This window comes from Allofrancisella heilbronnii (assembly GCF_000710735.2).
GTDB classification, from domain to species: Bacteria; Pseudomonadota; Gammaproteobacteria; order Francisellales; family Francisellaceae; genus Francisella; species Francisella frigidaquae.
On record NZ_CP144673.1, the window covers coordinates 1,548,703 to 1,568,695 of the forward strand.

A 19,993-nucleotide genomic window follows, 5' to 3' on the forward strand; every position below is an offset into this window, starting at 1 on the left:
TATTATAGACTACATTTGAAACCATTTTGAAATTATTTATTAAATTTTATCGATACAATCTTAGATGTGTTGTGTTATTATTTAATACCAATACTTGTTAAATTTAAAATATTGGTAAATAGATATGGTAGAATTTGAACCTTACAGAAAAACTTTGGAAATGGTAAACCCTGTCATATTAGAGCAAATAAATTCAAGATATGAAGAAGTTTCAAATAAAGATTTTGGGTTTCATCATGCTAAATCTCTTCTAAAAATGAACCTCTCATGTATAGAATTAATTAATCAACTTGAGATTGGTTTTAACCAAGCACTTAATATTAGAAAGAACGGTCCGAAATCTAGTAAACAATCATCATGTATGGCACTAGAAAACGCTATTAGAAAATTAAAACGTTTGGAAAATGATTTTATACACTCATCTCAAAAACTAGAAAATGCTATATACGTGTCAAACCTTTCTCAATTTCACCCATCTTCAATTGCAATATCAAAAGACACTATTAATACTCCTAGTCTAAAAAATAACCTTTTAGATCCTATATTTGCTGCTTTTACCTTTATTTATACAATACATGATATAATATCTGGGTTAAGTAATGACCTAATAAAAGTAAATTTCAATCAAGTATCTCCCATGCCTAATATTTTATTAGCAATTAATAATATATTTATTTATCTTGTTCTTGAGATAAATGAAAATAATAATAAAGAATATTACTCGTTCTTTAGTCAGATAGTCATAAAATGGTTACAATGTGTATATGCAAAGCATATATTCAACGTTGAGCAATATAGACCTAGTGATGTTCAACAATACAAAAATACCTTTAAAAGAATAGAGGACTTAAGATCGTCATATACTGATAAAAATAAAATACAGTTCGTACAAAATATTATTCCGATATGGAGAAATTTCTTAAACACAAATGGTAAATATTTAAAATATTCTCGTAACGAAGCTCTAAGTTTGATCGCAAATGAAAAGCATCGAATACAGGCAGAAGATTTCAAAAAGAACGTGATGGAAATTAAAGATGCTGCGATTGAATATCATTTTCGCAAACTAGATTCAATTATTTCCTCTCTTGATAATTTAGTGTCCGAATGGCCTACTATTATAAAGGAGAAACAGAACGATGAAGTTTTATTAAAAGATGTAGAATTAAAGATAAGCGACAACCGATTGAATTTTGATAAAAATTATGATGTATATTCAAAAAAGATGGGGACTATCCAAAACCTTGAAAAATCTTTTAATCATGTAAAAAATAAACTTGACTCTTTAGATAAAGAACTAGATGCATATATAAAAAAGAATTCTGGAATCTCTATGTATGAGCAAGATTATTCAGATTATAAAGAGAAATATTCTGGGTTTGAAAAAGCTAAATGCACTATTCAAGATGAAATTAAAAAGCAAACCATAGAGTCACGTCAATATCAGAATATATATGTTAAAAATAACATGGAGTATAAAGATTATAATAATGACTTAAATATGCTCAAAAATAAAATCTTAAAAGCTCAAGAAGCATTATACCTTAATAAAGACTCGTATAATCAATTGATGCAAAAATGGAATAATATAAGTAAGCGAATTGAGAAGCTAATTGAGCTACAAAATTGTGAGGATAAATATCCTGTGCTACAACAATACAACAATAGATTTTCCGTTTTATGCCAAAAATATAGCTCTCACTAAACGCTTAAGTAGAAAAACATATATAAAAAAGTAGATATTATAAAAGGTTCAAGCTAATTCCACTGGATCTATATCAAAGTATAATTTTATTGATTTAAGTGTTTGCTTTTCTGTGGTACTTTTTATCCACCTAATTAAAGTATTTATATGCTTGCGAGATGGTGATGTCACTAATAAGCTGTATCTGTAAATATTATTCTTCTTTAAATGTAATGCTGGTAACGGTTTTGATATCGTAATATCATTGGCAAAAGTTATATGACTATGTAAAGTATTTAAATACTCTAAGATATTAGTCTCTTTTCTGGATTCTGCAATCACCTGAGCTTGATAACTATATGGTGGATAATTTGCATATTTTCTTTGTTCTAGCAAATAATCTAAAAATTCCAAATAATCCTTACTCACCAATAATTGCAAAAGCTTATTTTCTGGTTGGTAAGTTTGCAATACAACCAATCCTTTTTTATCCGCTCTGCCAGCTCTTCCTGATACCTGCACAATCATTTGGGCAGTTTTTTCTATCGCGTGAAAGTCTGTACCATATAATCCAGCATCTATATTAACTAGCCCTACTAAAGTAATGTTTTCAAAATGATGACCCTTAGCTATCATTTGCGTACCGACTACAATATCAACCATATTTAAGCTAATCATTTTATTTATGCTATCAAGATCATCTATGGTTTTAACATTAGCTCTATCAAAGCGAATGATTTTATTATAAGGGAATTTAGCCTCTAGCCGAGATTGGATCTTTTCAGTTCCTACACCATAAGTAAACAACTCTCCTCCACAGCAAGGGCATACAACAACTAGCGGCTTACGTGTGCCACAAAAATGACACTCTAAATACTGATAAGGATGAGTATGTAATGTATAGGGTTTATCACATTTTTTACATTCAACAGCAACCCCACAGCTCTTGCACACTAAAGCTTTTGCAAAGCCAAGCTTATTGACAAAAACTAATGATTGCTGATGGGAATTGATATTTTTTTCCAAAAGCGAAAAAAGCGTATTGCTTACACCATTATCTACAATTGCTGATTTTAAATCTAAAAGTTTAATTTCATTTATGTGGTTATTAAGAGCTCTGTTTTTAAGCCGTAAAAGCTTGTACTTACGTGTTAGAGCATTATAATAGCTTTCAATAGATGGAGTAGCGCTACCTAATATAACAGGTATATTTAGCTCTTTTGCTCTGAATATAGCCACATCACGAGCATTATAGCGTATAGTGCTGTTTTGTTGTTTAAATGAGGTATCATGCTCCTCATCTACCACAATTATACCTAAGTCTTTAAAATCTGCTAAAACACCACTTCTAGTTGAGATTACAATATCAGCATTACCCTCTTTTATATTATGCCAATTTGTCAAACGTGCTTTTTCACTTAATTTAGAGTGTAATACAACAACTTTTTTATCATTAAAACGTTGTTCAAACCTACTTACAGTTTGTGGTGTAAGATTTATCTCTGGAATTAAAACCAAAACTTGTTGTAAGTTTTCTAGATATTTATCAATAGTTTGTAAATAAACTTCAGTCTTACCACTACCTGTTACACCATATAGTAGGAAAACTTTAAAGGTATCTACACTTAAAATAGTTTCTACAGCTTTTTGTTGTTCTATAGTTAATTTTTTAGAACTATCGCCTTTACCAGTTTTCGTAGGTAAACTTTTCAACTGTGTCTTCTTTAATAAAATTCCTTTCTCAAGAAGTTTATTAATAACGTAAATAGAACCTAAAATTTTTAACTCTTCAAAATTAATAAGTTCTCTTTCTTTAAAATTTACTAATAGCTGGTGCTGTTTAAATGTAGGTTTATAATTTTGTAACTTAACCTGATTAACATAAACAAAAACCTCTTGACGTGGAACTATAATTTCTTTTCTAAAGTAGTCGTTTGGCAAAGCTAGATGTATTGCACTATATAGATCACAGCAATAATAATTAGCTATCCATTGAATAATTTTCTGCATTTGTAAACTTATAGGTTTATCAAGCAATTTAATTATTGGTTTTATTTTAGTGATTTCATAATCCACTGTAACATCTTTAGCTACAACAAAGCCTATAAGTTGACGCTTACCAACTTGTACTAAGACTCTGTCAAATAAATCTAAGTTTTGTCCATCTACTTTATAATCCAGTAAATAAGACGGTGGAATTGCTAAAGCGACTTTTACTATCATAGTCTAGTTTTTAGCGACCTTTGTTTTAGTATACCAATAGTAAAACCCATATACTGCTGTAAGAAAAAATATAAAATTCTGAATAACTTGACCATATAATTCTTGCTGATACATTACTACAACAAAATACAAATCTGAGATTATCCAAACTATCCAATTTTCCATAAATTTCTGTATAGTCATAATAATAGCTGTAAATGTTATACCCGTTAGAATACCAGTGGATACAATATCACTTGAATTTGTAAGGCAATTAAACCCTAAACATAATAAACATAACGCTATTGTATAAAAACTATAGTGTAGATAATCAGCCACACCCATCCATCTAATAGCTTGCTTTCCACCCTCTACTCCTTGCTTAGACCACTTATACCAGCCAAAGCTAAAAAAACCTACATAAACAGTTTGTAATAAAACAAGAGAATAAATTCCTTTGAGAGCAAATAAAATCAAAAGAGCAATGGCACCCACTATACCCAAAGACCATGACCATACCTTTAATCTAGCAAGGTACACTGTGTACAACACATTAACTACTAAAGCAAAATAATCAAGAAAGTTTAAAAGCATCTAAATCACCTAGTTAAAACATTCATATAATTTCACATCAAGTTCTTTATACAACTGCGATTTTATGGCATTAATTTTCCTAAATGAACTCGTTTTAAAATTCAATGTTGGTCTAAAGGCTAAATATACTTGATGTAAACTAATACCAAATATATCACAGTTAATAAAACACTTATCATTTGCATCTATCCGTATAATACTACCGCTTTCTAAAGCATAAAGTACTTTTTTTATTTTATCGTAATCCGCTACAGACATCTTTTTATAGATGTCATCTATTAATATACCATCCAACTGCTCTTTTTGAGCCAGATATAGCTCTTTTAGAATGTTTATTCCAATACTTAAATCATCTCTTTTGACCTCTTTTTTAAAGTCTAAAGTGATTTTCATATACTGTATAGCCCTGATCATAACTGCACCTAACAAAGTAATATGCCAAATTACGTATACCCATAGAATAAATATTGGAATTAGTGATAAAGAGCCATAAATAACTGAATATGTAGGCACATAAAACATGTATAAAGAAAATATCCTTTTTGCTATAAAAAAAACTATAGTTACAAATAAAGCAACTACTAAAGCTATCCATGAGTTAATTTTTGTATTCGGAAGTATTTTATAAACCACAAAAAAACCTGCTGTCAGGAACGTTATCGATAAAGAGTTCAAAAAATATTGTTTAGCCCCAATACCATTAAAAAACCATGCCATAGATAATATATACGTGCTAGAAATAAAAACAAACCCTAATAGTAAGGGGCCCATTGTCATTAATGCCCAATATACTAATAAGCTTTGTATCATTGGACGAGATTTTTTAACAAAAAAGATTTTATTTAAAGTCATTTCCAGGTTTTTAATCATTAAAAATATAATTAAAACAAGAAAGAATACAGAAAGTACCGGTAAGGAAGTCATATTATTAGAAATACTTAAAATATACTCCTGTACAGTTGCAGCTGTAGCTGGAAGCATATTTTCGAACAAAAATGTTTGAATATTGCTAGAAAGCGAATTAAATACATTAAAAATATTCAAAATGTTTATTATTATAAAGAAAGTTGGTACGATAGCAAATAAACTAATAAGTGTCATAGAGGCTGCTACAGTTGGACAATCTTTACGGACATATTCTTTAAAGACCCATATCCAATAGTTTTTAAAAACTAGTAGATACTTTTTGTATAACTCGATATTAATAAACATAGAAACACAGCAATGAAAAACATACTAATACTATACTACAGCCAAGGTGGAAGTACAAAAAAAATGGCTCATACGATAGCTCTTGGTGTTGAAGCTACTGGAGCTGAAGCAACGATTCGTACAGTACCAAACATTTCTGTCAATGTAGAAAAAACCGAACCTTCCATCCCAGAAAGTGGCGATCTATTTGCAACAAAAGAGGATCTTGCTAACTGTGATGGTTTAATTGTTGGCAGCCCAGCTTACTTTGGTAATATGGCCTCACCACTTAAACACTTCCTAGAAAAACATAGTGATTTATGGTTTAAAGGTAACTTAATAGATAAACCTGTAGGCTTTTTTACAGCTGCTTCAGGGATGCACGCCGGACATGAAAGTACTCTACTATCAATGATGATCCCCTTTATGCATCATGGTTGTTTGATAGTCGGTATACCATACAGCGAGCAGGCTTTGGAACATACTCGTACAGGAGGAACCCCTTATGGTGCATCACATTTAAACACATTTTCAGCTAATAAAACACTATCTGATGACGAAATTAGGATATGTAAAACTCTAGGCAAAAGAGTAGCAACTATAGCAATTAGACTTTCAATTTAGTAGCCCTATTCAATGAAAAAAATTTGTAGTATAATTTTATTAACTATTATACCTGTGATTCTAGTTAATTTAGGGAGCCTGTTCGATGAAAAAAATTTACAGTATAATTTTATTAACTATTATATCTGTGATTCTAGTTAGCTGCACTAGCTCTGGACCAACCTACTCAGCTAATTCAGTAGGACAAGTTTCTCAAGTAGAACAAGGTAAGATTATTGATATCCAAAAAGTTAATATTAAAGGCCAAGACAATATTGGTACACAAGTAGGCGGGTTTGCTGGCGGTCTTGGAGGCGCGCTTGCTGGCGGTGGCAGCACACTTGGACGCATAGCAGGCTCTATAGGTGGAGCCATAGTTGGAGGCATCGCTGGAGGTGTAACTGAAAAAGCTTTAACGTCTGCTGGAGCTTACCAATTTACCATACAGCTTAAAGATGGTAGTACAATTGCAGTATTACAAGAAGATGATAAAAATCTTCATGTAGGCGATCAAGTAACAATTTTATTTGCTGGAAATAATACTAGGATAATACCTATAGAATCACCTAAACAATAAATATGGAGCATTTTGATGTTAAAGGAAAAAGTAAAAACCTTAGGGTTAAGTATTTGGTTTATTTGTGCTTTTTTCTATGCTCTAGAATATTTCATAAGATCCTCTAGCGGAGCATTATATCACTCTTTTTCTATCTCCCCATACAATATGTCTGCTCAAGATATTTCTTTATCTAGCTCTGCCTTTTATCTAACATATGTAATTGCTCAACTACCTGCAGGGTTATTAGTAGATAAATTTGGCATAAAAAGAATCATGATTGTAAGCACACTAATTTTTAGCGTTTCAATATTTATTGCCACCGTAGCAACTTCTCTTAATGGTATTATTATATATCGTAGCCTTGCTGGATTAGGAGGAGGATTTGCATTTTTATGTGCTTTTAAGAGTATATCCCTTTGGTTGCCTCCGCGACTATTTCCTTTATTTACTGGACTTACTCAATTCTTTTTATATTTTGGCGCAATGTTATCGGCAGCCCCTCTTGTGGTATTATCAAAATATTTTAATATTTCAATGATTATGAGCGGGGTCTTTTTAGTTTCAATCATTATTTTCTTACTAAGTATTTTCATAATTAAGACCCACCCAGAATTTTCTAAAAATATACTTTTTAAGGGGCAACAAACTAAATCTTTAACCAGTTTAATGGAAGTTTTACAAAATAAACAAATTTGGCTCAACGGTATATACTGCTTTACTATTTATGGAACTACTGTACTATTTGCTGATTTATGGGGAATAAAATATTTAAAATTGTTAGGTTTTTCTCAATACAATGCCGGGATTTGCACATCCTTAATTTTTATAGGTGTCGCTATATTTAGTCCCATCTGGGGGATGATCGCTACGTTATTAGACGGAGAACGAAAGCCTCTTATAATAGCTCCTTTTTTAGGAATATTTATAGTTATATTACTACTGTACATAAATACTAACGTATATATAGTTTTCGTATTATGTTTATTATTTGGTGGTGTTCAAGCAGTTCACGTACTTAACTTTTCAGCGTTAAGGAATACCGTTACGATAACACGCATTGCCACAGCCTTAGCTTTAGTAAACTTATTCTTACCTCTTAGCGGCGGAGTCCTACAGCCACTAACAGGAGAGATTATTAACTATATAAGCCAATCACATCATGAACTTTTTGCATTTAAAGTAACTATGCTAGCTATCCCTATATTAATGTTTTTTTCTTTTATAATAGGTTTTTTTATAAAAGACTCTAGAAGCTAACAATAGTGCTTTACTCAATTAATTATTTGATTTATTATTTTTATTTAAACAAATATTTTCTAAAGTTATATAATGAAAAAGCTATCATATCTTTTACTGCTATTTATTGGATTTTGTAGTTTAACCTTTGCTGAAAAAATTAATGTCGTAGCTGCAGAAAACCAATATGGCAGCGTTGCTAGTCTGATTGGTGGAGATAATGTTGATGTTGCAAATATTATCAGTAACGCTGATGGGGACCCTCATACTTTTATATCATCAGTAAAAAACGCCAAACTACTGGCTGATGCTGATGTAATTATTTACAATGGAGCAGATTATGATTCATGGGTGGACTCTATCTTAAAAAGCAATAAAAATGCAAGAGTAATTAAAGTAGAAGATTTAAGTGATTTTGAAAAAATTTCAAATTTAGGCATTAATCCCCACCTATGGTATGACCCAAAAACTTTTCCTGCTTTAGCAGAAAAATTAGAACTTATTTTTTCTGAAATGGATGAAGAAAATAGTAGTTTATACAGTAAAAATTATCAAGCCTTTAACCAAAAATATAAAAAGGTGTTTGAGCTTGTAACCGAAATTAATAAAAAATATAAAGGTACCCCTGTTACTGCAACAGAGCCTCTGTTTGGTTATATGGCTACAGCTCTTGGCTTAGATATGAAAGGTTTAGATTTCCAATGGGTTATCATGAATGATTCAGAACCCAGTCCAAAAATGGTAATAGATTACCAAAGGCTTTTTGCTGATAGAGAAGTCAAAGTATTATTTTACAACAAGCAAGTTACAGACAACACTACCAAAAATATATTAAATGTTGCTGGTAAAAACGATATTCCTGTAGTTGGAGTTACAGAAACCATGCCTGCAGATAAAAATGTTATAAGCTGGATGATTGAAACTTTAAATACTACAGCAAAAGCATTAAAGCAAGCTAAAGAAAATAGTAAGACAGCTCAAAATGATTAAATGCTCAAATCTGATTATCGGCTATAAGAATGTTCCCTTAAGCCAACCTCTTAATTTAAATGTCCCAACTAATGCATGGGTAGGAATAGTCGGAAAAAATGGTATAGGCAAGTCAACATTTTTCAAAACTATCCTCAAAAAAATACCTGCTATTTCTGGAGAAATCACCATAAATGATGGAAAAATAGATGTAAACTCTATTAGCTATATCCCCCAAGAACGTGAAATTAATTATGAGGAAAAAACTTCTGGTTTGACACTAATAAAATACAGTTTTAAACCAAAATCCTGGGGCTTGCCTTTCTTTAGTAGAGAGTTTAAAAAGAAACTAAATTATCTTATAGAACTAACCGAAACTAAAGAATATATCAAAAAACCTTTCAAAGACCTATCTGGCGGTCAAAAAAGACGTATATTTTTGATTCAAGCTCTAATAAACGAACCGAAAATACTTTTGCTTGATGAGCCACTATCAGATTTAGATCCTAATGCAAAACAAAAGTTTATTGCAAGTCTAAAAGAAATACATAAAAAAGAGAATATTACTTTGTTAATAATATCTCATGACATGAAAGAAATAAGTTCCCAGCTAGATGCTTTTATCCATTTTAAAGACGGTGCTTGCCACTACTGTGATGAATTGCCTTGCTTACAGGAGGATATCTGTGTTTAACTATACCTTTATGCAAAATGCTTTTATTGCTGGAAGTATTATTGCGGTTATGTGTGGAGTCATAAGCTTTTTCGTGATAATTCGTAGATTATCATTTGCATCTCATGCTTTGGGACATATTAGCCTTACTGGAGCTGCTGGAGCTGTATTAATAAATCTCTCGCCCATGACCGGTCAATTAGTTATCAACCTAATAGCTGGTATACTCATGGGAGCTTTTGGTGATAAAATCAAAAAAAACGATATTGCTATAGGAATCGTTTTAACATTCTTCCTAGGCTTGGGTACTTATTTCCTTTTCTTATACCAAACAGGTTATTCTGGTTCAGTAATGACTATACTTGTTGGAAATATCCTAGCAGTATCTATTGAACAAATATATGTGCTAATAGGATTAGCAATATTTACAATTATTCTACTAGCAATTATTGCTAGACCTCTTTTTATATCTTCTCTAGATCCTGTATTTGCAGAAGCAAAACAAATACCAAATAAACTACTTTCTGTAGCACTTTTTATAGCTATAGCTATTACTGTGTCTATGGCTTGTCAGGTAGTTGGGATATTACTAATTTTTTCTTTGTTAATTGGACCTGCTGCAATTGCAATACAATGGGTTGACGGTTTTTATAAACCAATTTTTCTAAGCTCTATAATTTCTTTACTAACCGTATGGGCTGGTATAGCTATAGCATACTATATAGATATACCTATTAGCTTTCTTATAACAACTATCATATGTGGTTTATATCTTATAAGTATTCTAAAAAATAGATTTTTTTAACCGATACAAACTTCTTTATTTACTAAAAAGTAACTATAGTCTTAGCAAATTTCCGCTGTAGCCATGGAGTCTTAGACAATATAAGAAGGATTAACCTAAGTAGCCATGCGTTACCTTGGCTTTGCGACATAATAAACTTTCTACCACGTTCCGTCATATTTATTATCTCTTTGCCTTTTGCATGTTGCTTATCATTATAAGCTGCTAAATTGCCTGTTACAATAGCTTTAGCTGCAGCAAATGCATCCGCTATACCTAGATTCATACCCCTACCACCAACAGGAGAATGAGTATGTGCTGCATCACCACAGAGGATAATATGTCCTTTAAAATATTGCTTAGCTTGCTTAATAGATATTTTAAAGCTACCTTGACGATAAACGTTATCAACTTCTAGATTATACGGTAATTTTTTTAAATCTATCTCATGGTTGGAAACAATTCTATATCTCTTATCAGCCATTCTCATCATAAAAAACAAGCCTGCTTTAGTATTTGAAACTGTAGCTGCGTCAATATTTTCTGACTTGGCATAAAAATCTGCTATATACCATGTATCAGGCAATACATAACCTTGTTGCTCAATTCCTGCTAATTCTCTAACTTTACTATGAGCACCATCTGCACCAACCACATAATCAAACGTTTCATCTTCAGCATTTGAAAACTCTGCAGTCACTGTAGCATCAACATTTTGGTATAAACTTTTTAGCTCAACTCCATATTCAACTTCTCTGCCAAGCTCTTTTAGTTTCTGCTCTATAATTGCCTCCGTTCTATCTTGAGGTAATGAAATCATAAGCTCATCGTCAGCTAAATATTTTTTCAGGTCTATACTTGCTAAAAGCGTGTTATGTCGAAAAATATTTACTTGTGATATATGTATACCTTCAGACAATATCTTCTGTGTGATATCTCCTAAATGGGCGTACCTTCGTAATGTAGCTGGCTGTATACCTATAGCTCTAGATAAATTAGAAGCATTTTTTCTTTTTTCAACGATTCGAATATCGATACCTCTATAAGCTAATTCTACAGCTAAAGTAAGCCCTGTAGGGCCAGCACCAACTATTAGAACTTTCATATATCTACCCACAATACATTAAATATAGTTATATTATAAACGTTAAGGGTTATATTTACTAAATCTTTGGAATGATTATTTGTACGTAATGAAATTTTTGAAAATTTTAGACTGTTGTTTTAAAGCACACTTACGCTTATAAATTGATAAACTTTAGAAAAGTGATTTACTTTATCAAACCTATATATGGCAACTCTCTAAATCTTTCATCATAATCTAGACCATAACCGACTATAAATTTATCTTCTATTTCAAAACAAACATAGTCTAAAACTACCTCTCTTTCTAATCTTGCCGGCTTAAATAATAAAGTTGCAAATTTTAAACTTTTAGGTTGGAAATTTTTAACCCCTTCTAGCAATCTATGGTAAGTATGTCCAGTATCAACAATATCTTCAACTATTATTATATTCTTATCTTTAATATGCTCTTCTTTCAAAGCTTCTACTGTTGAATTTACCTTACCTGAGCTTTTAGTACCAGAACCATATGATGAAGCTGTTACAAATTGAGTTCTTAAGTCTACACGTAACTTTCTAACAAGGTCTGCAAAAAACATAAATGAGCCTTTAAGCACACATATTAAAGTAAGTTCTTGCCCCTCATAATCTTTATTTATTTTTTGAGCAAGCTTTGTTACTTCTTTTTCTATTTCTTCACTAGTTATGTACACATCTGTATCATACGCAGAATAACTCATTACACTTAACCTTTATTTAAAATAATCTTCTAAAAATAAAATTTGTTCTCTAGATGGCCCATAAGCAACTGCGGATATAGGAATGCCTACATGTTTTTCGATCATTTCTAAATATGTTTTAAGAGCTTCTGGTATATTATCTTGAGTAATTTTTTCTTGGATAGTAAAAGGCTCTAAATCGACTAATATAGGCTCAATTTTAGCTAAATCAATACCAGGGTAAGCACAATCGATTTCTCTACCTTCATAATTATAACCAACGCATATTTTCAAAGTGTCCATACCTGAGAGTACATCAATTTTTGTTAAAGCTATAGATGTTAAATTAGAGCATTTAGCAGAATATTTTAAAAGTGGTAAATCTAACCAACCACATCTACGGATTCTACCTGTAGTTACACCTATTTCCCCACCTTTATGTTGGATAAATTTACCGATATCATCAAAAAGCTCTGTAGGGAAAGGTCCTTCACCAACTCTAGTAGTATATGCTTTGGTAATACCAATTACATGGTCCAAATTATGACCGGCTGTTGTCGCACCTGAATAAACACCTGCTACTGAAGTATTCGAAGATGTAACAAAAGGATAGGTACCGTAGTCAATGTCTAACAATACGCCTTGAGCTCCTTCATAAACAATATTTTTACCTTGTGAAATAGCTCCATCAATTATAGAAAAAGTATCTGCTGCATACTGTTTGAGTTTTTGCCCTAAGTTATACAATCTTTCTAGCTCTTCTTCTAAGCTTGGATACTCAACTTTATACAAATCTTTAAACAAAATTTCTTTTTCCGATAAGCTATTAACAAGTCTCGTTCTTAACTGTTCTTTATCAAATAAATGTTTAAACTTTATACCTTTACGAGAAACTTTATCTTCATACGCTGGGCCAATACCTTTACCTGTTGTACCTATTTTCTCATTAGTATTATTTTCTCTAACCGCATCTAAAAGTTTATGATAAGAAGTAATAACAACGCATGATTCAGAAACAAACAGATTTTTAGGAGAGATTTCCACACCATTTGTTAATAATCTAGTGATTTCTTGGTCAAGAGCTACTGGATCTAAAACTACTCCATGACCTATTACACATTTAGTATGTTTATGCAAAACACCTGATGGTATAAGATGTAAAAATGTTTTTTTACCATCTACAACAAGAGTATGGCCAGCATTATTACCACCTTGGTAACGAACGACCAAATCTGACTTTTCTGCTAAAGTATCTGCTATTTTACCCTTACCTTCATCGCCCCACTGGGCACCAACGATTACGATATTTGACATTTATTTGAATTTTTTGAGATTTAAAATTTAGATGTCTAATATACTAATATATTAGTACTAATTTTGCTAGTGCAATCTTTATTAAGGCAAACTAACTATAGTTTTTTTCTTTCCAAAATTGTTATAATGAGTACCGAAGGTTTATAAATATTCTAAATTCACAAGGAATAAAAATGGAAAAGATCAAAAGGGTTTTAATATCTGTCTCGGATAAAACTGGTATAGTAGATTTTGCAAATCAATTAGCTAAATATGGTATTGAGATTTTATCGACAGGTGGAACTTCTAAAACTCTAAAAGATTCTGGACTAAAGGTTAAAGATGTCTCAGAACATACTCTTTTTCCTGAGATTATGAATGGTCGGGTTAAAACCTTGCACCCTCTAATTCATGGCGGTATTTTGGCTGATAGAGATAACTTTGAGCATATCAAAGCTATGCAAGAAAATAATATTGGCGAAATAGATATGGTTGTAGTTAATTTATATCCTTTTGTTAACACTGTAGCTTCAGGTGCTGATTTTGAAACCTGTATAGAAAATATAGATATTGGTGGCCCTTCTATGGTTCGTTCATGTGCAAAAAACCACAAGCACACTACTATCGTAACTAATCCAAACCAATACCAAACCATAATAAAAGAAATGGCAGAAAATAATGGCTCTACTACTTTAGAGACTCGTAGAAAACTAGCTTTAGAGGCTTTTTCACATACAGCAGAGTATGATAGCCATATAGCTAATTGGTTTTCTAAAGAGTTAAAAGAAGAATATCCAGAAAAACTTTTTTCTGTAGGCACCCTAAAGCAAGTACTTAGATACGGCGAAAATCCACACCAAAAAGCTGCTGTATACTCTACAAACCCTAACACAGTAAGTACAACAAACGCCAAACAGTTACAAGGAAAAGAATTATCCTATAACAATATTAACGATGCAGATGGCGCCTTTGAAATGGTGTGTGAGTTTACAGAACCATCTTGTGCAATTATTAAACATGCTAACCCATGCGGTATAGCGTCAGGTGAAAGTGCTTATCAAGCATGGCAAAAAGCTTTGTCATGTGACCCAATTTCCGCATTTGGTGGTATAGTTGCATTTAACTGCGAAGTTGATGAAGAGTTTGCAAACTCATTAGGAAAAATATTCCTAGAGGTAATAATAGCTCCATCATACACACAGCAAGCTTTAGAGATTCTAGCTGCTAAAAAGAACTTAAGAGTATTAGAAACAGGTATAGTCTTTGATACTAAATCATCACGTATGATTAGCAAGAATATCCATGGAGGTATATTATCTCAATCTTATGATAATGGTGGTGTTACAATACAAGATTGTAAAGTAGTTACAGATAGAGTTCCTAGCGAGCAAGAATGGGCTGATTTGATGTTTGCTTGGAAAGCAGTCAAATATGTTAAATCAAATGCTATCGTTTATGCTAGAGATACTCAAACTGTAGGAATTGGAGCTGGACAAATGAGTCGTGTTGATTCTGCAAGGATTGGGGCTGAAAAAGCTCAAGTACATGCTGGAGCTACAAACTCTGTAGTTGCTTCTGATGCTTTTTTTCCTTTCGCTGATGGTTTAGAAGAGTGTATCAGAGCAGGAGCAAAAGCTGTGATTCAACCAGGTGGCTCAAAAAATGATCAAGAAGTAATCGACGCTGCAAACAAAGCTGGTATAGCAATGGTCTTTACAAATATGCGACATTTTAGGCATTAAAACCCTATTATTAATAACTTTGAGCTCTTTGTCTTAAAGCCTAAATTTTTACAATCTAGACTCTTGAATGCCAAATGTGGAAACTCTTTGGTTAAGGTCCCTAGCATCTTATCGTCAATATTCTGACAGTTTGAAAGATCTAATAATTCTAAGCAGTTTAGCTGTTGAGCAAGTATACGCGCATCCATCTCACTAATGTTACTACCTGAAAGATTTAACGAACTCAATCCTCTTAGTTTGTTTGCAATAGTTTTTACCCCTCGAGCAGTAATTTTACAGTAAGCAATATTGAGCAACTTTAAATTTGGTAAAGTTCTAACTATATAATTCATGATGTTGTCATTTATACCTTCTCCACAACTTGAAAAATTTAAAGACTCCAAATTTGACATTCCTCCAATCGCTAAAAATCCATCTTTAATGCTAGCCATATCGCAATTTGCGAGAATTAAAGTTTTCAAGCGTGTTAATCCTTTAGCTATAATTTCTAATCCTTTATCACCAATTCTACAGCCCGAGAGGTCTAGTGATTCTAAATTTTGGAACTTTTGAGTGATACGAGAAGCCACCACCATATCAACCTGCATATTACAATCAGCAAGAACTAAAGTCCTCAAATTTGGCATCCTACCATTTGCAAACAATCCTTCTAAAAAGCTACCCGCACTATAACCTGCTAGAATTAAAGTCTTCAAATGTGTCAGTTCTTTAGTAATAACCTCCAATCCTCTATCATCAATTTCACAACCCGAAAGGTTTAATGACTTCAGGCTTTGACATATTTCGTTAGAACTTAGAAGAGATATTATGCTTTTGAGCTGAAATTGTTTAATATTGTTACCCTCGAGGTTTAATTTATTAATTGTTCTTTTTAGTTTTAAAAATAAATTCACCCTTTCTATAAGCTCCGATAGAGATAATTTACTGTAAGATAAATCCACAGTATTAAAGTCATCTTTATATATGCTCATATCACTTTTTAATGATAATAATCTTGGACGTAGCCTGATAGTCGAATTTAACATAGCTATAGAAATATTATTACAACCCAAAACGTTTAAAAATTCCAATTTAGGTAGGTTATTTATAAGGAGAGGAACTATCATTTTATCTGTAACATCAGAGCAATTTGAAAGGTCCAAGATCCTTAAATTGTATAGCCCAAAACCAATACGTTTCAATCCTTTATCAGTAACACTACTACCTGAAAGATTAAGTTCTTCCAAGAATCTACAATGAGCGACATACGATACCCCCACATCAGTAATTCCTTTACAATTAGAAAGATTAAGTGATCGCCCCCCCCAAATTGTATCTCCTCCCACATTACTAGAGGTAGAATTTCTCTCATCAGGCAATTTAGCTTCACAAATGTTGTTAAAAAAGCCCTCTCTTTTATAATTTTGATTACAAAGATGTGTCAATGCCCTATCTGTAATATCACAACCAGAAAGACCTAGTTCTTTTAAAAACATACTTTTAATAACTCTTATCGCTCCTTGATCAGTAATTTTTCTACAATTAGAAAAATCCAATGACGTTAACTTCGGTAGATTTTTAGCAATATACTTTACTCCTACATCAGTAATACTGTTGCTAGAAAGACTTAATGAATTTAAAGATGACAGTTTTCTAGCAATATCTCTTACCCCTTCATCAGTAACACTATTGCTCGAAAGACCTAATGAATTTAAAGATGACAGTTTTCTAGCAATATATCTTACTCCTACATCAGTAATTTTTTTACAATCTAAAAGATTCAAGGACATTAAAGCTGGTAAATTTTGAGCAATATATCTTACCCCTTCATCAGTAATACTATTGCTAGAAAGACTTAATGAACTTAAAGATGGCAGATTTTTAGCAATATACTTTAATCCCACATCAGTAATACTATTACTAGAAAGGCTTAATGAACTTAAAGACGACAGATTTCTAGTAATATACTCTACTCCTACATCAGTAATACTATTGCTAGAAAGTTCTAGGGATTTTAAACATTTCGGATGTGACATAAAAGTTGTAATACTTCTTACTCCTACATCAGTAATTTCATGACTTGAAAAGCTCAAAGATTTTAGAGATGACGTATTTAAAGCAATATCTCTTACTCCTTTGTTAGTAATATTACAACCTGAAAGGTTTAATCCTGCCAAACCTTCTAGTTGATTAACAATAAATTCCACTCCTTTGTCAGTAATATTACAATCTGAAAGATCTAACACCTTCAAATTTTTTAGCTTATTAGTAATATATTTTATTCCTTGGTCTTCAATACTATTACCTTTAAGATTCAAATGAGTTTTTTTGTCAGGGTGTTTAATAGTTTTAACTAGCAGCTCTATAGCACCATCATTTAATCCATAATTAGATAAGTCCACTACTTTTCCATTATCAAAAAACCGAGCAATTTTTTCAATTTCTTTATGAGTTATACCATACATAATTTGTTTTTCAAAATTGTAAACTAATATATATTAAACATTATCACAATTAAATAAAATTATAAATTATTATTAAGAAAGTTATTTTAACTATGGATGTGAATAAAATAAATAATGTGCCTAGAGAAATGATACGATTTTAAAAAAAATCAACGTGCTGAATAGGTTCCATGAACAAAAACTTTGCATAATTTAATAGAGATAATACTTTCCATAAAGTATATTAAAACTACATAACAACACCAGGCACTATATTAATTATGCAAATTATAAACTTTAAAAAATTATATACTGATTTTACAAGTATATTCGATTTATGTAGATATACAGATGAGTCTCTAGAAGAAGAAATTATTAGAAGAGTTAAAGAAGAGAGTATTACGCAAGGGATGTTTCTCTTTAGGTTTAGACTTGTGATATTTAAATTTGAAGTGACTAATGACTCTGTTGAGTATATTGGTTATGAAAAATAATTTTCTCTTATCATCTTTATTAAGCATATCTGCTATAATCTTACTACTTTAAATTTTTCAAAAAATAATTTTCATGGCTGAAAAATATATATACTCAATGCATAGGGTTGGTAAAGTTGTGCCGCCTAATAAATACATACTCAAAGATATCTCGCTATCTTTTTTTGATGGTGCAAAGATTGGGGTACTTGGTTTAAATGGCTCAGGTAAATCGACCCTACTTAAAATTATGGCTGGTCTTGATACAGAGATTATTGGCGAAGCAGCTCCACGCAAAGGAGTTAAAATTGGTTACCTACCACAGGAGCCAAAACTAGATCATACTAAAGATGTCCGTGGTAATGTTGAAGAAGCCCTTTCCCACTTAAAAGATATGCTTACTAGATTTGATGAAATTAGTATGAAATTCTGTGAACCAATGTCTGATGATGAAATGGCAAAACTTCTTGAAGAACAAGGAGAGTTACAAAATGCTATAGATACCGCTGGTGCTTGGGAAATAGACCGCAAGCTTGAAATAGCTGCAGAAGCTTTACGTTTACCGCCTTGGGATGCTGATGTTACTAAATTATCCGGTGGAGAAGCTCGTCGTGTAGCTTTATGTAAATTATTATTATCTGCTCCTGATATTTTACTTCTAGATGAGCCTACTAACCACTTAGATGCAGAGTCTGTAGCATGGCTTGAGAAATTCCTAGCAGAATACAAAGGTACTGTTGTAGCTATTACGCACGATAGATATTTCTTAGATAATGTTGCTGAGTGGATCTTAGAGCTAGATCGTGGTGAAGGTATACCATTTAAAGGTAATTACTCAGAATGGCTTGAGCAAAAACAGAAACGCTTAGAAATGGAAGAAAAGCGTGAATCATCGCACCAAAAAGCACTAAAAGAAGAGTTAGAGTGGGTGCGTCAAAATGCTAAAGGCCGTCAAGCAAAATCAAAAGCTAGACTTGCAAAATTTGATGAATTAAGCTCGCAAGAGTTCCAAAAGCGTAATGAAACTCAAGAGCTATATATCCCACCTGGAGAACGTTTAGGAAATAATGTAATCAAGGTTAAAGATCTTGTTAAATCATTTGATGATAAATTACTAATCGATGGTCTTGATATGGATGTCTATCCTGGCTCGATTGTTGGAATCATTGGGGCTAATGGTGCTGGTAAATCGACTTTCTTTAAAATGCTAACAGACAAAGAAACTCCAGATGCTGGTAATATCACAATTGGAGAAACTGTAAATCTAGCATATGTAGATCAATCTCGCGATGCTCTAGATGATAACAAAACCGTGTGGGAAGAAATATCTGATGGTTTAGATGTTATATCAGTTGGTAAATACACTATACCATCACGTCAGTATGTTGGTAGATTTAATTTTAAAGGTGCTGATCAGCAGAAATATATATCTCAGTTATCTGGTGGTGAGAGAAACCGTGTTCATCTTGCTAAGCTACTTAGAAGTGGTGGTAATGTAATATTGCTTGACGAACCGACAAACGATCTAGATGTAGAAACTTTAAGAGCTTTAGAAGAGGCTATTTTAGCATTTCCTGGTTGTATAATGGTAATCTCGCATGATAGATGGTTTTTAAATCGTATTGCTACACACATGCTTGCTTTTGAAGGTAATAGTGAAGTAGTATGGTTTGAAGGTAATTATGATGCTTATATAGAAGATAAAAAACGCCGTCTTGGCGATAAGTATGATGCTGTTACTAAAATTAAGTATAAGAGAATTTCTGTTGGCTAAAAACAGGAG

At 32.0% G+C, this 19,993-nt stretch carries 17 protein-coding genes; 10 read left to right on the forward strand and 7 right to left on the reverse strand.

What is annotated here, in order from left to right:
• Positions 1–124 precede the first annotated feature (124 nt).
• On the forward strand, positions 125–1,705 hold the full coding sequence (locus FRA_RS07290) for a hypothetical protein (protein WP_035720345.1): 1,581 nt from the start codon (positions 125–127) through the stop codon (positions 1,703–1,705).
• Between the two features lie 48 nt (positions 1,706–1,753).
• On the opposite strand, the gene priA is transcribed toward FRA_RS07290, so the two are convergent.
• From priA to FRA_RS07305, 3 genes are read right to left on the reverse strand one after another with little or no spacing between them, the layout of a single operon-like run.
• Positions 1,754–3,907: a replication restart helicase PriA gene (gene priA, locus FRA_RS07295; protein ID WP_035720347.1), complete on the reverse strand. Its 2,154-nt coding sequence runs from the start codon at positions 3,905–3,907 to the stop codon at positions 1,754–1,756.
• Between the two features lie 3 nt (positions 3,908–3,910).
• The gene (gene pnuC, locus FRA_RS07300) at positions 3,911–4,480 is read right to left on the reverse strand and encodes a nicotinamide riboside transporter PnuC (protein WP_035720350.1); all 570 of its coding nucleotides are present in this window, start codon (positions 4,478–4,480) and stop codon (positions 3,911–3,913) included.
• 9 nt (positions 4,481–4,489) lie between these two features.
• Entirely contained in the window at positions 4,490–5,692 is a 1,203-nt protein-coding gene (locus FRA_RS07305) for a YhjD/YihY/BrkB family envelope integrity protein (RefSeq protein WP_035720352.1), read from the reverse strand.
• A 12-nt stretch (positions 5,693–5,704) separates the two neighbouring features.
• Between FRA_RS07305 and wrbA the strand changes: the two genes are divergently transcribed.
• The 6 genes from wrbA to FRA_RS07335 all read left to right on the forward strand — a co-directional run bounded on the left by wrbA (position 5,705) and on the right by FRA_RS07335 (position 10,516).
• Positions 5,705–6,295 carry an NAD(P)H:quinone oxidoreductase gene (gene wrbA / locus FRA_RS07310; protein WP_035720355.1) on the forward strand — a complete coding sequence of 197 codons (591 nt, stop codon included), beginning with the start codon at positions 5,705–5,707 and terminating at the stop codon, positions 6,293–6,295.
• 85 nt (positions 6,296–6,380) lie between these two features.
• Positions 6,381–6,851: an outer membrane lipoprotein gene (locus FRA_RS07315; protein WP_035720358.1), complete on the forward strand. Its 471-nt coding sequence runs from the start codon at positions 6,381–6,383 to the stop codon at positions 6,849–6,851.
• Positions 6,852–6,866: 15 nt separating this feature from the next.
• Complete coding sequence (locus tag FRA_RS07320) at positions 6,867–8,090, forward strand: MFS transporter (protein WP_035720359.1); 1,224 nt, start codon at positions 6,867–6,869, stop codon at positions 8,088–8,090.
• Between the two features lie 72 nt (positions 8,091–8,162).
• The gene (locus FRA_RS07325) at positions 8,163–9,059 is read left to right on the forward strand and encodes a metal ABC transporter solute-binding protein, Zn/Mn family (RefSeq protein WP_035720360.1); all 897 of its coding nucleotides are present in this window, start codon (positions 8,163–8,165) and stop codon (positions 9,057–9,059) included.
• On the forward strand, positions 9,052–9,732 hold the full coding sequence (locus tag FRA_RS07330; RefSeq protein ID WP_035720361.1) for a metal ABC transporter ATP-binding protein: 681 nt from the start codon (positions 9,052–9,054) through the stop codon (positions 9,730–9,732). Before FRA_RS07325 ends, FRA_RS07330 begins: the two co-directional genes overlap by 8 nt.
• The gene (locus FRA_RS07335; RefSeq protein ID WP_321174123.1) at positions 9,695–10,516 is read left to right on the forward strand and encodes a metal ABC transporter permease; all 822 of its coding nucleotides are present in this window, start codon (positions 9,695–9,697) and stop codon (positions 10,514–10,516) included. The genes FRA_RS07330 and FRA_RS07335 overlap by 38 nt, the downstream gene beginning before the upstream one ends.
• A 22-nt stretch (positions 10,517–10,538) precedes the next feature.
• On the opposite strand, the gene FRA_RS07340 is transcribed toward FRA_RS07335, so the two are convergent.
• The 3 genes from FRA_RS07340 to FRA_RS07350 all read right to left on the reverse strand — a co-directional run bounded on the left by FRA_RS07340 (position 10,539) and on the right by FRA_RS07350 (position 13,593).
• Positions 10,539–11,600 (reverse strand): FAD-dependent oxidoreductase, encoded by a 1,062-nt coding sequence (locus FRA_RS07340; RefSeq protein WP_035720363.1) that lies wholly within the window; start codon positions 11,598–11,600, stop codon positions 10,539–10,541.
• Positions 11,601–11,766: 166 nt separating this feature from the next.
• Positions 11,767–12,300, reverse strand: coding sequence for a hypoxanthine phosphoribosyltransferase (gene hpt, locus FRA_RS07345; RefSeq protein WP_035720365.1), 534 nt, complete (start codon positions 12,298–12,300; stop codon positions 11,767–11,769).
• 12 nt (positions 12,301–12,312) lie between these two features.
• Positions 12,313–13,593, reverse strand: coding sequence for an adenylosuccinate synthase (locus tag FRA_RS07350; protein WP_035720366.1), 1,281 nt, complete (start codon positions 13,591–13,593; stop codon positions 12,313–12,315).
• A gap of 173 nt (positions 13,594–13,766) precedes the next feature.
• Here FRA_RS07350 and purH point away from each other — a divergent pair, with 173 nt between their 5' ends.
• A complete protein-coding gene (gene purH, locus FRA_RS07355; protein ID WP_035720367.1) occupies positions 13,767–15,314 on the forward strand; it encodes a bifunctional phosphoribosylaminoimidazolecarboxamide formyltransferase/IMP cyclohydrolase in 1,548 nt (515 codons plus the stop codon).
• Here the strand turns inward: purH and FRA_RS07360 are convergent.
• Entirely contained in the window at positions 15,311–17,758 is a 2,448-nt protein-coding gene (locus FRA_RS07360) for a leucine-rich repeat domain-containing protein (protein WP_035720370.1), read from the reverse strand. The genes purH and FRA_RS07360 overlap by 4 nt on opposite strands.
• A 260-nt stretch (positions 17,759–18,018) precedes the next feature.
• Between FRA_RS07360 and FRA_RS07365 the strand changes: the two genes are divergently transcribed.
• Together FRA_RS07365 and ettA are read left to right on the forward strand one after the other, a co-directional pair.
• Entirely contained in the window at positions 18,019–18,231 is a 213-nt protein-coding gene (locus tag FRA_RS07365; protein WP_035720372.1) for a hypothetical protein, read from the forward strand.
• 73 nt (positions 18,232–18,304) lie between these two features.
• Complete coding sequence (ettA, locus tag FRA_RS07370; RefSeq protein ID WP_035720374.1) at positions 18,305–19,984, forward strand: energy-dependent translational throttle protein EttA; 1,680 nt, start codon at positions 18,305–18,307, stop codon at positions 19,982–19,984.
• Positions 19,985–19,993: the final 9 nt, after the last annotated feature.

Excerpts from the sequence above, each read along its gene's own strand:
- FRA_RS07290 (WP_035720345.1), top strand. The coding sequence starts at position 125 with ATGGTAGAATTTGAACCTTACAGAAAAACTTTGGAAATGGTAAACCCT.
- priA (WP_035720347.1), bottom strand. The coding sequence starts at position 3,907 with ATGATAGTAAAAGTCGCTTTAGCAATTCCACCGTCTTATTTACTGGAT.
- pnuC (WP_035720350.1), bottom strand. The coding sequence starts at position 4,480 with ATGCTTTTAAACTTTCTTGATTATTTTGCTTTAGTAGTTAATGTGTTG.
- FRA_RS07305 (WP_035720352.1), bottom strand. The coding sequence starts at position 5,692 with ATGTTTATTAATATCGAGTTATACAAAAAGTATCTACTAGTTTTTAAA.
- wrbA (WP_035720355.1), top strand. The coding sequence starts at position 5,705 with ATGAAAAACATACTAATACTATACTACAGCCAAGGTGGAAGTACAAAA.
- FRA_RS07315 (WP_035720358.1), top strand. The coding sequence starts at position 6,381 with ATGAAAAAAATTTACAGTATAATTTTATTAACTATTATATCTGTGATT.
- FRA_RS07320 (WP_035720359.1), top strand. The coding sequence starts at position 6,867 with ATGTTAAAGGAAAAAGTAAAAACCTTAGGGTTAAGTATTTGGTTTATT.
- FRA_RS07325 (WP_035720360.1), top strand. The coding sequence starts at position 8,163 with ATGAAAAAGCTATCATATCTTTTACTGCTATTTATTGGATTTTGTAGT.
- FRA_RS07330 (WP_035720361.1), top strand. The coding sequence starts at position 9,052 with ATGATTAAATGCTCAAATCTGATTATCGGCTATAAGAATGTTCCCTTA.
- FRA_RS07335 (WP_321174123.1), top strand. The coding sequence starts at position 9,695 with ATGAATTGCCTTGCTTACAGGAGGATATCTGTGTTTAACTATACCTTT.
- FRA_RS07340 (WP_035720363.1), bottom strand. The coding sequence starts at position 11,600 with ATGAAAGTTCTAATAGTTGGTGCTGGCCCTACAGGGCTTACTTTAGCT.
- hpt (WP_035720365.1), bottom strand. The coding sequence starts at position 12,300 with ATGAGTTATTCTGCGTATGATACAGATGTGTACATAACTAGTGAAGAA.
- FRA_RS07350 (WP_035720366.1), bottom strand. The coding sequence starts at position 13,593 with ATGTCAAATATCGTAATCGTTGGTGCCCAGTGGGGCGATGAAGGTAAG.
- purH (WP_035720367.1), top strand. The coding sequence starts at position 13,767 with ATGGAAAAGATCAAAAGGGTTTTAATATCTGTCTCGGATAAAACTGGT.
- FRA_RS07360 (WP_035720370.1), bottom strand. The coding sequence starts at position 17,758 with ATGTATGGTATAACTCATAAAGAAATTGAAAAAATTGCTCGGTTTTTT.
- FRA_RS07365 (WP_035720372.1), top strand. The coding sequence starts at position 18,019 with ATGCAAATTATAAACTTTAAAAAATTATATACTGATTTTACAAGTATA.
- ettA (WP_035720374.1), top strand. The coding sequence starts at position 18,305 with ATGGCTGAAAAATATATATACTCAATGCATAGGGTTGGTAAAGTTGTG.